At 67.3% G+C, this 13,237-nt stretch carries 13 protein-coding genes; 7 read left to right on the top strand and 6 right to left on the bottom strand.

Annotated elements, in window-relative coordinates; translation table 11 throughout:
- Positions 1-214 precede the first annotated feature (214 nt).
- On the bottom strand, positions 215-1,240 hold the full coding sequence (locus DIE06_RS23155) for an AraC family transcriptional regulator (protein ID WP_124663342.1): 1,026 nt from the start codon (positions 1,238-1,240) through the stop codon (positions 215-217).
- 354 nt (positions 1,241-1,594) lie between these two features.
- Between DIE06_RS23155 and DIE06_RS23150 the strand changes: the two genes are divergently transcribed.
- The 5 genes from DIE06_RS23150 to DIE06_RS23130 all read left to right on the top strand — a co-directional run bounded on the left by DIE06_RS23150 (position 1,595) and on the right by DIE06_RS23130 (position 6,512).
- Positions 1,595-2,824: a dienelactone hydrolase family protein gene (locus tag DIE06_RS23150; protein WP_124663341.1), complete on the top strand. Its 1,230-nt coding sequence runs from the start codon at positions 1,595-1,597 to the stop codon at positions 2,822-2,824.
- Between the two features lie 70 nt (positions 2,825-2,894).
- Positions 2,895-3,683 carry an SDR family oxidoreductase gene (locus tag DIE06_RS23145; protein WP_124663340.1) on the top strand — a complete coding sequence of 263 codons (789 nt, stop codon included), beginning with the start codon at positions 2,895-2,897 and terminating at the stop codon, positions 3,681-3,683.
- 64 nt (positions 3,684-3,747) lie between these two features.
- The gene (locus DIE06_RS23140) at positions 3,748-4,986 is read left to right on the top strand and encodes a styrene monooxygenase/indole monooxygenase family protein (RefSeq protein WP_124663339.1); all 1,239 of its coding nucleotides are present in this window, start codon (positions 3,748-3,750) and stop codon (positions 4,984-4,986) included.
- Positions 4,987-4,991: 5 nt separating this feature from the next.
- Positions 4,992-5,519, top strand: coding sequence for a flavin reductase family protein (locus tag DIE06_RS23135; protein ID WP_124663338.1), 528 nt, complete (start codon positions 4,992-4,994; stop codon positions 5,517-5,519).
- Positions 5,520-5,552: 33 nt separating this feature from the next.
- Positions 5,553-6,512, top strand: a complete 960-nt coding sequence (locus DIE06_RS23130) for a transporter (protein WP_124663337.1) — start codon at positions 5,553-5,555, stop codon at positions 6,510-6,512.
- A 144-nt stretch (positions 6,513-6,656) separates the two neighbouring features.
- Here DIE06_RS23130 and DIE06_RS23125 read toward each other — a convergent pair whose 3' ends face one another.
- From DIE06_RS23125 to DIE06_RS38405, 3 genes are all read right to left on the bottom strand, one after another.
- Positions 6,657-8,291: an ATP-binding domain-containing protein gene (locus DIE06_RS23125; RefSeq protein WP_124663382.1), complete on the bottom strand. Its 1,635-nt coding sequence runs from the start codon at positions 8,289-8,291 to the stop codon at positions 6,657-6,659.
- A gap of 10 nt (positions 8,292-8,301) precedes the next feature.
- Complete coding sequence (locus tag DIE06_RS23120; RefSeq protein WP_124663336.1) at positions 8,302-9,321, bottom strand: YafY family protein; 1,020 nt, start codon at positions 9,319-9,321, stop codon at positions 8,302-8,304.
- A 209-nt stretch (positions 9,322-9,530) separates the two neighbouring features.
- On the bottom strand, positions 9,531-9,674 hold the full coding sequence (locus DIE06_RS38405; protein WP_185733454.1) for a hypothetical protein: 144 nt from the start codon (positions 9,672-9,674) through the stop codon (positions 9,531-9,533).
- A 253-nt stretch (positions 9,675-9,927) separates the two neighbouring features.
- On the opposite strand from DIE06_RS38405, the gene DIE06_RS23115 reads away from it, so the two are divergent.
- Positions 9,928-10,467, top strand: coding sequence for a hypothetical protein (locus DIE06_RS23115; RefSeq protein ID WP_124663335.1), 540 nt, complete (start codon positions 9,928-9,930; stop codon positions 10,465-10,467).
- Between the two features lie 54 nt (positions 10,468-10,521).
- Entirely contained in the window at positions 10,522-11,250 is a 729-nt protein-coding gene (locus tag DIE06_RS39585; RefSeq protein ID WP_124663334.1) for a helix-turn-helix domain-containing protein, read from the top strand.
- Here the strand turns inward: DIE06_RS39585 and DIE06_RS23105 are convergent.
- Positions 11,231-12,202, bottom strand: coding sequence for a type II secretion system F family protein (locus DIE06_RS23105; RefSeq protein WP_124663333.1), 972 nt, complete (start codon positions 12,200-12,202; stop codon positions 11,231-11,233). The two genes, DIE06_RS39585 and DIE06_RS23105, sit on opposite strands and share 20 nt — an antisense overlap.
- 38 nt (positions 12,203-12,240) lie before the next feature.
- Positions 12,241-13,218 carry a type II secretion system F family protein gene (locus DIE06_RS23100; protein ID WP_124663332.1) on the bottom strand — a complete coding sequence of 326 codons (978 nt, stop codon included), beginning with the start codon at positions 13,216-13,218 and terminating at the stop codon, positions 12,241-12,243.
- Positions 13,219-13,237 lie beyond the last annotated feature (19 nt).

The raw sequence follows: 13,237 nt of genomic DNA, 5'->3' as shown, positions 1-13,237 counted from the left end.
TCGTTGCGTGAAGTCGCGGCCGGCAAGCAGCGATGCTTGCCGGCCGCGGCGCATGCGCCGAAAACATCCTCAGTCGGACCGGCAACGGTCGCCGCCACGCGCGCAATGCGCATCTGCCGCTGCGTCCTGCGCTCCTGCTACCGATCCGCCGACGCGCCAGCATCAATCCTGTCGACCGTCCGCACGCCGGCGAGCCTGCGTTGCGACTGCCCCGTCAGCACCGCACGCGCCGCATCCGGAGCGTGGCCGACGGCGATTCCCCGAACGCGCGCTTGTAGTCGATCGCGAACCGCCCGAGATGCGCGAAGCCCCATTTCAGCGCGATGTCCGTCACCGACGCGAGCCCCGGTGTCGCATCGTCGCGCAGTTCGTCGCGCACATGTTGCAGCCGCAACTGGCGCACGAATGCCATCGGCGTGATGCCATGGCGATTGCGGAATCCGGCGAACAGCGTGCTCGGGCTGACGCCGGCGAGTTCGGCGAGCCGTTCGATCGTCAGCGGCTCGTCGAGATGCGCGCGCACGTATTCCTCGACGCGCCGCACATAGAACGGCGCGAGCGGCGCCGGCGCGGGCCGTGTGCCGTTGCGGGCGCTGTTCGGCTGGCCGTACAGCAACAGGTTGAACAGCGTCGATTCGAGCTGCTCGAACGCGAGCGGATGGCGCAGCGGATGCCCGTCGGTCGCGATCGCGTCGGCCAGCATCGGCAGCATTTGCGCGAGGCACGCGCCCTGCTGCGACGACAGGCTGAATTCCGGCTCGAACTCCACCGGCACACGCCGCTCGCCGCCGAAATGCCGCTGCGCATGCCGCTCCATCACCTCGCGCTCGATGCGCAGGATCACCTGCGGGCACGCCTCGCCCCACCGCATCCGGAGCGGCAGCGTCGGCGACAGCAGCGACGCGGTGTCGGGCGACGACACGAAACGCGTCGCGCCGCATTCGATCTCGGCGTCGCCGCGCAGCGGAATCTGCAACAGATAGAAATGCTCGAGCGGCCCCGGTTCGATCGACACCTCGCCGCCGTAGTCGAGCAGATTCAGCGACAGGTTGCCCCAGCGCGCATGGTGCATGCGGCTGTGCAGTGCGTGCGAAGCGCCGGTCAGCGTGAGCCGATGCGGCTTGAACACGTCCGCCACCCGCGCGCGCACCTCGTCGACGTCGTTCGACTGCAGCAGCAGCGTGTCGTGATTGAAACAGGCGGCGTCGCCGAGCCAGCCCGTTCCGGAAAATTGCCCCATCGAAGTTCTCCCGTCGTGCTTGATCGCACCTGCGCTGTGCACGCGTTCCCGATTCCGGGGAAGCCCGTCGCACGATCCGGATAGCGCCCGGAGTATCCGGACAGTCCGCCTCGTTACACTACGCAAGCCCTGCGCACCTCACGCAAGAAGCGGACCTTTCGCGCATCGTAGAAAACTGTGCGGGCCTTCCGCATCCGCAGATACCCGCAGTGCGCCGCGTGCCGGCCCCGGCGCGGCGGGCCGAACCGCAGGTTTCCGGAATTCGCGGATACCGGCCGAAGAAAGCGGATAGAAACGCGCGTTTCGTCCGCCAATACTGGGCCCATGCCAGTCACGAACAGTATGGAGGGACACATGCAAGGACGACACATCGAGATCCCGTCGCCGGACGGCGGCGCGTTTCGCGCATACCTGAGCACACCGGCCGGCGGCACGGGGCCGGGCATCGTGCTATGTCACGAAATCTTCGGCGCGAACGCGACGATGCGCGACGTGGCCGATTATTACGCCGAGGAAGGCTACACGGTGCTCGTGCCCGACCTGTTCTGGCGCCAGTCGCCCGGCATCGAACTCGGTGACTCGGCGGCCGACTTCGAGCGCGCGATGGCGCTGTACCGCGAGTACGACGAAAACAAGGGCGTCGACGACATCGCCGCCGCGCTGGCCGTGCTGGCGCAACGGCCGGAATGCACCGGCCAGGCCGGCGTGCTCGGCTACTGCCTCGGCGGCAAGCTCGCCTATCTCGCCGCGTGCCGGCTGCCGGACGTGGCCGCCGCCGTCAGCTATTACGGCGTGGGAATCGAGCACGCGCTCGACGAGGCCGCGCATCTGCGCGGCCGGCTCGTGCTGCAGATCGCCGCGCAGGACCGCTTCTGCCCGCCCGACGCGCAGCAGCGCATCACCGCGGCGCTCGCGGGGCGCGACGGTGTCGAGGTGTACGTGTACCCGGGCGTCGATCATGCGTTCGCGCGCGCCGGCGGCGATCACTTCGACAAGGCGGCCGCGATGATGGCGCACCAGCGCGCGATCGCCGCGTACCGCGCGGCGCTCGGCCCGCGCTACGACCTGTCCGCACTGTGGGAAGAACACCTGCGGCACGAATTCGACACGCGCAACGTCGACGCGACAATGGCCACGATGGTCGCGCAGCCGTACGTGAACCATATTCCGACGCTGACGGGCGGTGTCGGCTACGACGAGCTCAAGCGCTTCTACACGCATCACTTCGTGCATGCGAACCCGCCCGACACGACGATCACGCCGATCTCGCGCACGGTCGGCGCAAGCCAGATCGTCGACGAACTGCTGTTCTGCTTCACGCATACGACCGAGATCGACTGGATGCTGCCCGGCGTCGCGCCGACCGGCAAGCGTGTCGAGATTCCGCTCGTCGCGATCGTCAAGTTCCGCGGCGACAAGCTGTATCACGAACACATCTACTGGGACCAGGCGAGCGTGCTCGTGCAGATCGGCCTGCTCGACGCGGCCGGGCTGCCCGTCGCCGGTGTCGAGACGGCGCGCAAGCTGCTCGACGAAACCGTGCCGTCGAACGGGCTGATGCAGCGCTGGCACGACAGCGCGTGATGGCCGCCGGATCCGCAGGCGGCGCGTCGCACGCGCGCCGCCTTCACTCAATCATTCCAGGAGACACTCCATGACTGCCCTTGCTGGCAAAGTCGCGATCGTCACCGGCGGCGCCACGCTGATCGGCGCCGCCGTCGCGCAGGACCTGAGCCGCGCCGGTGCGTGCGTCGCGATCCTCGATCTCGATGCGGAAAACGGCGCGCGCGTCGCCGACACGCTCGGCGAACGCGGGATGTTCATCGCGACTGACATCACCGACGACCGTGCGGTCGAACGCGCGGTGTCGGCCGTCGCCGAACGCTTCGGCGCGATCGACCTGCTGATCAACCTGGCGTGCAGCTACGTCGACAACGGTATCCAGGCGTCGCGCCGCGACTGGCTCGCGGCAATGGACGTCAACGTCGTGTCGGCCGCGATGCTGGTCAAGGCCGTGCATCCGTACCTGACGCGGCGCGGCGGCGGCGCGATCGTGAACTTCAGTTCGATCTCCGCGCAATGCGCGCAGACCGGCCGCTGGCTCTACCCGACCTCCAAGGCCGCGATGCGCCAGCTCACGCGCAGCATGGCGATGGATCTCGCCGCCGACCGGATTCGCGTCAACTCGGTGTCGCCGGGATGGACCTGGTCGCGCGTGATGGACGAGCTGACGCACGGCGACCGCGCGAAGACCGATCGCGTGGCCGCGCCGTTTCATCTGCTCGGCCGCGTCGGCGATCCGTCGGAAGTCGCGCAGGTCGTCACGTTCCTGTGCAGCGACGCGGCGAGCTTCGTGACGGGCGCCGACTACGCGGTGGACGGCGGCTATTCCGCGATGGGCCCCGAGCAGGCGGTGCCGGCGATTCCGCGGCTGGCCGAGTAACCGAAAGTCGTTTCTCCCGGTTCATAGTCCGTCTCACATAATTCGTTATACGAAGGATTTCATCATGAAACGCATCGCCATCGTCGGTGCCGGCCAATCCGGCCTGCAACTCGCCTTCATGCTGCTCGACCAGGGTTATCACGTCACGCTCGCGACCAACCGCGACGCGGAACAGATCCGTTCCGGCAAGGTCATGTCGAGCCAGTGCATGTTCCATACCGCGCTGCAGATCGAGCGCGATCTCGGCCTGAACACCTGGGAAGAAGCGTGCCCGTCCGTCGAAGGCATCGGCGTCGCGGTGCCGCACCCCGAGGGCGGCGGCCGCAAGGCGATCGACTGGTCGTCGCGGCTGACGCGCTACGCACAATCGGTCGACCAGCGCGTGAAGATGGCCGACTGGCTCGACGCGATCCGGCGCCGCGGTGCGGACGTGCGCATCTGCGACGTCGGCGTGCCGGAGCTCGAGGACCTCGCGCGCGGCCACGATCTCGTGCTGCTGGCGGCCGGCAAGGGCGAAATCGTGAACCTGCTGGGCCGCGACGACGCACGCAGCGCGTTCGAGCGTCCGCAACGCGCGCTGGCCCTCACCTACGTGAAGGGGATGATGCCGAGCCAGCCATACTCGCGCGTGCGCTTCAACCTGCTGCCCGGCATCGGCGAATACTTCGTGTTTCCCGCGCTGGCCACGACGGGCCCATGCGAAATCATGGTGTTCGAAGGGATCCCCGGCGGCCCGCTCGACTGCGGGGCCGACGTGAAGACGCCCGAGCAGCATCTCGACCGCAGCCTGTCGTTCCTGCAGCAGTACGTGCCGTGGGAATTCGAGCGCTGCCGCGACGTGGCGCTCACCGATCCGAACGGCACGCTGTCCGGGCGCTTCACGCCGACCGTGCGCAAGCCGTTCTTCCGCCTGCCGTCGGGCCGCACCGTGTTCGGCATGGCCGATGCGGTGGTCGTCAACGATCCGATCACCGGCCAGGGTTCGAACAATGCGGCGAAATGCGCGAAGGTGTATGGCGACGCGATCCTCGCGCGCGAAGCCGAACCGTTCGACGAACGCTGGATGCACGACACGTTCGAACGCTACTGGGCGTATGCGCAGCACGTCGTGCGCTGGACCAACTCGCTGCTCACGCCACCGCCGCCGCACATCCTCGAGCTGCTCGGCGCCGCCGGCCAGCTGCCGTCGCTCGCCTCGCAGATCGTCAACGGTTTCGACGACCCGCGCGAATTCTCGCCGTGGTGGTTCGAGCCGTCGGCCTGCGCGGCGCTGATCCGCGAACACGCCGCACGTTCGGAGTAAACGACATGGACACCACCGCTTCCTGCCATCCGGCCCTCGACCCGCAGCAATTGCGCGCCGCGTTCGGGCAGTTCCCGACCGGCGTGACCGTGATCACCACGCGTTCGCCCGACGGGCGCAAGGTCGGCCTTACCGCCAATTCGTTCTCGTCGCTGTCGCTCGACCCGCCGCTCGTGCTGTGGAGCCTGCGCAAGGTCGCGCCGAGCCGTCCGGATTTCGTCGCGGCCACACACTTCGCGATCAATATCCTCGCGCACGACCAGATCGAGCTGTCGCGCCGTTTCGCGACGCCGAGCGCCGACAAGTTCGACGGCGTGCCGCACGTGGACGCCGATGCGGGCGGCGTGCCCTGCCTCGACGGCGCGAGCGCGCGTTTCGTGTGCCGCCATGTCGGCCATTACGAAGGCGGCGATCACCTGCTGTTCATCGGCCAGATCGAGGAATTCGCTGCGTTCGGCCATGCGCCGCTCGTGTTCCATGCGGGCCAGTACCGCGCGATCGCGGCGCACCCCGAACTTTCTCGTTCCGTTTGATTAGTTATACAAATAAATATTCAGGAGGTGGTGATGATGAAATGCGGCTCTCGCCTGCTTGCGATCGCAGGCCTCGTATTCGCCGGCCTGACCGGACATGTGCCGGCGCATGCGACCGACCTGCCGTCGGTCAACCTGGGGATGACCAGCTTCCTCGACGGGATGCCGCCGGCCGGCTCCGGCTGGTACGGCACGCAGTATCTCGAGTACTACACGGCCGGACGCATCAACGACAACGCCGGCAACAAGGTCGGGCTGCCGAAGCAGGACATCGACCTGTTCGCGGGGCTGAGCCAGCTCGTCTACCAGTCGCCGCTGACGTTCGGCGGCATGCATCCGGGGCTCGACGTGATCCTGCCGTGGGTGGCGTCCGTGCATACGAACGACGGGATCGGCAACGTCGCGCTGAATTCGCGTGCCGGGTTCGGCGACCTGCTGGTCGGCCCGTTCATCCAGTTCGATCCGGTGATGGGCGCGCAGGGGCCGCGCTTTGCGCAGCGGGTGGAATTCCAGTTCATCGCGCCGACCGGCGCATACGACCCGGCGCGCGCGATCAATCCGGGCAGCCATTTCTGGTCGTTCGATCCGTACTGGGCCGCGACATTCTGGGTCACGCCGAAGTGGACCGTGTCGTGGCGCCTGCACTATCTGTGGAACGCGACCAATCACGAGCCGGCCACCGCGCTCGGGCCCGACGTGACGTCGACGCAGGCCGGCCAGGCCGTTCATGCGAACTTCGCGACCGAGTATGAAGTGCGGCCCGGGCTGCGGCTGGGGCTCAACGGCTACTGGCTGCGCCAGACCACCGACATGAAGGCGAACGGGCAGGACGTGTCCGGCACGCGGGAAGCCGTGCTGGCGATCGGGCCGGGTGCGATGTATAGCTTCTCGCCGCAGGATCACCTGATGTTCAACGCGTACTTCGAGGTCCATGCGCGCAATCGGCCGCAGGGTTCGCGGATGGTGCTGCGGTACGTGCATCACTTTCAGTGATGCGCCAACCCGGCCGGCATCGCCGGCCGATCTCGACTCGGAGCGCCAGCCCGACTGTTTCCCGCCGGGCGTGGACCTCGGTGACTCGAACACGAATACCGCACTGATCGGCCTGACCGAGACCGATCACGATTCCGCCACCCCCTACCCGATCCGCTCCATCAACATCCGCGCCGCGCGATCGGACATGACGACGATCAGCTTGACCGTCGCGCGCGTCGCGCCGACGAACAGCCGCCGCAGCGCGATCTCGTCGAAGTGCTCGAAATCGACTTCGGTCAGGATCACGCACGGCGCGCTTTGCCCCTTGAACCTGAACACCGAATCGAATCGCAGTTCGCCGTCCCGGTAAACCGGCGCGCCGTGCGCGTCGTATGCACCGGTAAAGCTGCGCAACGCATGCCTGCCGAGCCGGTCCAGCACGGTAAACATCGACTTCTCCCGGCCGTGAAAGCTCAGCAGCGCGATGTCGGACAGCGCGAAACCGGCAGCCAGCGCGGCGTCGATCGCCTGGCGTGTCGTCTGCGCGGCATTCGCACCCGCATAGGTCATGAGGTCCACCTCCGAGCCGTCGAACGGGCTGGCGGCTTCGAATCCCATCGGCGCGCCGGCGAGCGCGCCGACGAAGCGCACGATGTCCCGCGGGCTGCGATAGTTCGACATCGACCGCACCTCGACCCAGCCCGGCAGATCGACGCCGTCGCGCAGATAGAGGTTCTGCATCGGATCCTCGAGCCACCACAGCTTGCCGTCGTCACGCAGCAGCCGCTCGATCGGCACGACCCATTCCTGCAGGAAGTCCTGCCCTTCGTCGACGACGATCGTGTCGAAACGCTCGGCTTCGTCCGGCTGCCAGCCGGCGAGCGCCCGTTCGAGCCGCTCGAACACGCCGCCATCGGCAAAATCGATCGCTTCGCCACATCGCGCCGCGGCCTGCTGACAGAGCTTGTGATAGGTGAGCACGGTCGCATCGGGCGGTGCGATCCGGCGCAGATGATCGGCCAGCGGCCGGTTGAAACACAGATAGAGTGCCCGGCGCCCGGCCTTCGACGCGTCCTCGAGCACGCGCAGCGCGCGCTGCGTCTTGCCGGAGCCGGCCGTGCCGATCACCCGCAGCCGAAACGGCCGGCACGTGATCGCACGCGCCCACGTCGCGAGGCCGCCCGAGATCCGCGTCACGACGCGCGCCACCTCGTCGATCGTCGCGCCGACGTCGGGTGTCAGCGACAGTTCGTCGCTCAGAAACGCGTGAAGGCGATCGGCACAGGGCAGCTGCGGCTCATCGGCGGGAAGGATGGACTGGATGATCGACGGCAGCGCGTCACGGCGTTCCGCGTCGACGATCCGTGCCGGGTTCACGCCGGCGATTTCCGGCTGCTTCACGCGGTAGTCGGGGCAATACAACAACGCCTCGAGCCGATAGCGCTTCGTCCCGAACGCCGTCGTGAAGCGGCCATGCATTCCGGCAATCGTCCTCGCCAGCTGGGACGGCACGCTCTTGCGCGTCGTCCCGTACACCTTGGCCAGCCCGTCGGGCGTTTCCTCGAGCAAGCCGGATTTCTGCTCGATCACGAGCACGCGGCCGGACGGCCCGACGACGACGAAATCGGCTTCGCCAAAGATGGCGAAGCCCTTGTCGAGCTGGGTCCAGTGCACGCCGTGGTAGACGGTGTAGCTGTCCGGCAAGTCGCGCCGCAGCGTCTCGAGCGTCTCGATCTCGCGTCGAGCCGCGCCGCTGACGGCCAGCACGTCCCAGCCATTCGGAAAGACCTGTGCCATGCGCCGCCCGTCACCCGCCGTAGATCTGCGCGAGCGTGGCCGCTTCGGCCGCCAGCTCGGCACGCAGGCTCGCCGGCCCCAGCACCTCGACGTTCGGCCCGAACGACCGGAGCCACCAGCGCAGCCGCTGGCTCAGCATCGCGGTGCCCTGCACGAACAGCGCATCGTCGGTGCGGCGCGTCGTCTGGTCGAGCGACAGCGGCGCCTCGAGCAGATGGTCGCCGGCCTGGTTGACGAACTTGAGCGACAGCTTCACTTCATTGTCGACCATGAAGTCGAAGCGGCGCTGCTGCTTCACGTAGACCTCGAGCGAGAACGACGCCGGATAGACGAACGATTCGAGCATCGCGTCGGCGCGCGAGAGCCGGTCCATCCGGTACAGCGTCGGTTCCGGCTTGCCTTCGGTGGCCCCGACCATGTAGACCAGCCCGCCGACTTCGACGAGGCCGAGCGGCAGCACGACCTTCGGCGTCTCGTTGTCCGCGTTGTGGCGCGGCCGGTAGACGATCTGCAATTTGCGCTCCTCGAACAGCGCACGCGAGACCGCCGCGAAGATCTTGCGGTCGATGGACGGATAGTGCAGCGAGAAGCCGCCGCTCTCGACCGCGACCTTGCCGGTCCAGCGCGCGTACTTGCGCTCCGACTCGCTGACGGGCCGTTCGAGCCGCGCGTCGGCGATCCTGAACAGCGCGGAAATCGAATCGGCGACGAGCCCCGGAATTTGCCGGGACGAAAAGCGCCGCAACGTCTGCAACGCGAGCGCCTCGTCGAAGCTCATGATCGAGCCGGCCTTCGCCGCCATGCCGCTCGCACCGTCCTTGCGGCGCCACACCGATGCCGTGCCGCGCCGGTCGGTCTCGACGAGGCCGCGTGCCTCCAGTTCGGCAAGACGGCGGAGCACGGTCTTGATCGACGGAAGGTCCGGCACGATCTCCTGCATGCGCTCATACAGGACCGGCGTGCTGACGTAGTCGGCCTGCGCGCCGGCGTCGGGCAGCAGGCGCATGATGTCGCGATCGAGGTCTGGCATGGGGGACATCCGGCACGTGGCAAAAGGGAACGTCACGGGTTAACGACAACTGACCCGATTTCTTGAGCATGACGTTCGGTCGAATGAACGTCCGTCCCGGCGCCCGCTGTCGAACCGGCGCGTCGCGCGCCCCGTGCCGCATGGTCGGCAGACGCTGCAGCGCGGCCCCGCGCTCATCGATGCCGCTGTCCGATCAAACGATCGACCGATCAAACAACTTCGACAGCCGTTCGCCGTGCGTCGGCACGCACCTTGTCGACGTATCTGGAAAGCACGGCCGTCGACAGTACGCCGGCGGCAAACGCAATGGCAAATGCAGCAAGACTTTCGAGCGGTGACGGATAGCCGTTCATGTCGGATCCTTGAAAAACGTTGTGGAGGCATCGATCCGCCCGACCGGCCAGCCCATCGCGTTCACCCCCGTTCGATCGCGAGTGACGCGCGCGGGCGTCGCCGGTCGTGCATGCCGCCACCTTAACCGCGCGTCGGGACAAACGGTGTCCCGAGATCCGCACGACACGCCATTCGCGTCCGGACGCGAAACGGGACACATTTTGTCCCGACGAAGGCACACCATCGGCCTCCCTTCACTCGTGCCTGCACCCCATGACCCGACCCATCGATCACCCGAACCTCGACCCTGCATCGAAAGCGCACGCCCTGCCCGGCCGCCGGCGCGCACTTCGTGTGGCGTTGCGGTTGTGGGGAATCGACGAACGCGACGCGCAGACCTGGCTCGCCGGGCTGCGATCGCGACATCCGCAACTGGCCTGGAAGATCGCGCGTGACCGTGCGGCCGCCGGTGCCGACATCGTCGTGCATGTCGTCAAGCCGGCCACGCGTCAGTCCGACGGATTCTGCTGGAACTGCACCGGCGCGAACGGCGCACTGACCCGGCCGCTCGATCGCACGCGCACCGAGATCGCCTTGTTCGCCGGCGACGCGCGTGCGTTGCCGCACCGCCGTGCGGGCCTCTGGGCCGTCGCCGGCACGCTCGACACCCGCACGGCGCTGGACGCCGTCGCGCGTTCGCTGCAGGCGTCGGCCGCATACGGACCCGACGGACGGATCACCGTGCGGCAGGACCTGCTTGCATGGATCGCGACGCGCCTCGACGCAATGGACGCGCCGCTCGACGCGAACTGATCGGCGGATGCCGGATCGCCGTTCCGGCACCGGCGCGCCCGACATGCCGACGCGATGTCGCAGGCGGCGGACCGCCGCGAACGGCGCGATCACGACGATGCCGCAGATGACGCAGCCCTTTTTTGCACTCTGGACAGCGGATGTCCGAACCGGCATCGACAATCTTCACTCGACCACGACAGGACACGCTTCTTGATGCCATTCATCCCGGACGCTCGACGCTCGACGTGCATTGCTTGCAACCGCCAACACAATCACGCCGGAGAGGGTGAATCGGTCCGATGCAACACCTCGATGTCACGTCACGCGCCGGATGACGGTGCCGCGCACCCTGGCGCCCGGATGGAATCCGCGGCGATCCGGATTCCGTTGAACGAGTGGCCGATGTCCGAAAAAATGCGCGATGTCGCCGAATGGCTCGCGGCCAACTTCGCGGCCCCCGTCCGGATGGGACAGGCTGCCGCCCGCGTCGCGATGAGCGAGCGTTCGCTGCTGCGCCACTTCACGCGCGAAATCGGCGTGACGCCCAGCGATTATCTGACGCAGGTTCGACTCGCCCGCGCGTGCACGATGCTGGAACGCACCGCGCTGCCGGTCGATTCGATCGCCCGGCGCTGCGGGCTCGGCAGCGGCGACTATCTCGCACACCTGTTTCGGCGTCACTTCGACAGGACGCCGACCGAACATCGCCGGGCACATGCGCGTGTCGGCATCCACGCGGGATGTCGACACGATGCATGTGACGTGCATGGCCAGTTGCCGCCTACTGCCCGAGCGCGGTGAAGGTCGGCAGCAGCACGCGATACACGTGAATCATCGCCGGCCCGAGCAGCACGCACATCAGCGCCGGGAAGATGCAGAAGATCAGCGGGAACAGCAGCTTCAGCGCGATCTTCGCGGCCCGCTCCTCGGCGCGCATCCGGCGCCGCGTGCGCAGCATGTCCGACAGCACGCGCAGCGATTCGGCGATGCTGGTCCCGAAGCGATCGGCCTGGATCAGCATCGCGCAGAACGATTCGATATCCTCGACGCCGGTTCGCAGCGCCAGATTGCGCAGCGCGGTTTCCTTCGTGAACCCGGAACGCATCTCGAGCAGCAGCAGATCGAGCTCGCCCGCGACCACTTCGCTGCGAAAGCGCAGCTCCTCGCTCACCTTCATCAGCCCCGCGTCGAGCCCGAGCCCAGCCTCGACGCAGACCGTCAGCAGGTCGAGCGCATCCGGAAATTCCTCGAAGATCAGCCGCTGACGCGTCGCGATCCGCCGCGACAGGATCACGTTCGGCACATAGTAGCCGATCCCGGCGAGTGCGACGAGGATGAACGACAGCAGCATGCGCTGATCGGCGAGCCGGGTCGTCGCGAGCGACAGCAGCGCCGCGCCCGGCAGCGCCAGCGCGAGCACCGTCTTCGCCGCGTAGTAGAGCGCACCCGCGTTCGGATCGCGCCAGCCGGCATTCATCATGCGGATCCGCAGCGGCGAATTCTCCCAGCCCTCCTGCGGCAAGGACAGCCGGGAGATCGGTTGCGACAGCTCGACCAGCTTCGCCATCCAGCGCGACGGCTGGCCGCCGTCGTCCGCGCCGGCGCCGATGCCCACGGTTGAGCCGCTCGCCTGCTGAATCCGGCGTTCCATGCCGCGCGGCGCAAACAGCAGCATCGCAACGAGCACGCCGCCGACGACGAAGACGAACAAGCCGGCCAGCATCACGACATGTACTACGTTAAGGTTTTGCATGACAGCCTCGAATCGGTTCGTGAAGATCGAGACACGCGTCAGACGCGAATCCGGATGATGCGGCGAATCCACAACATGCCGAATGCCATCGACGTCAGCATCGCGCCGACCATCTTGATGCCGGCCGGATCCTGCCAGAGCACCGACAGAAACTCCCGGTTCAGCACGGCCATCATGGCCGCCGTGCCGAACGGCAGCAGGCCGAGGATCCAGGCCGACAGCCGCCCTTCCGCCGACAGCACGCGCACCTTGTCGAACAGCTTGAAGCGTTCGCGCACCAGCGCCGAGATGCTGTCGAGCAGTTCGGCCAGGTTGCCGCCGGTCTCACGCTGGATCAGCACCGCGATCACGAAGTACCGCAGATCATCGACGGGCACGCGCGTCGCGAGGTTCACCAGCGCATCGTGCAGCGACACGCCGTAGTTGATTTCGTCGAACGTGATCCGGAATTCACCGCCCATCGGATCGGGAAACTCCTCGCCGACCATCCCGATCGCGCTCGTGAACGAGTGGCCGGAGCGCAGCGCCCGCGCGATCATGTCGCAGATGTCGGGCAGTTGCCGCTCCAGCTTCAGCATCCGCCGGTTGCGATGGCGCGCCACGCGCAATCCCGGCAGGCACGCGGTCAGCAGCGCAATCGGCGCCACGACGAACAGCGGCAGCGGCGTGAAGCTCAGGATGAGCGCCGTGGCCACCGGAAACGCGACGCTGAGCACCACCAGCTTCGCGACCGTCCAGTCGCGCCCCGATTGCTGCAGCAGCAGGTCCAGCGACTGCACGCGCGGCAGGCGCATCAACAGCCGGTCGAACGGTTTCGACTCGTCGAGCATCCGCTTCTTGAGAATCGACAGTCGCTCCTGCTGCACGTTGCCGCCGGCCGACATCGCGCGCAGGCGCGACTCGATCCGGCGTGCCGCGGCGCCGTGGCGCGCGTTCCACCATTGATAGACGCCCTCGATCGCGAGCACGACCGCGACGAAGGTGAGAATCACAAAACCGTAAAAGATCGAGTCCATGAGCCCTCCCCGGGATCAG

Origin of the sequence: Burkholderia sp. Bp8998 (genome assembly GCF_003854235.1) — a bacterium.
Classification (GTDB): domain Bacteria; phylum Pseudomonadota; class Gammaproteobacteria; order Burkholderiales; family Burkholderiaceae; genus Burkholderia.
Note: the sequence above shows the minus strand (reverse complement) of the source record. Positions and strands in the feature narration are given on the sequence as shown.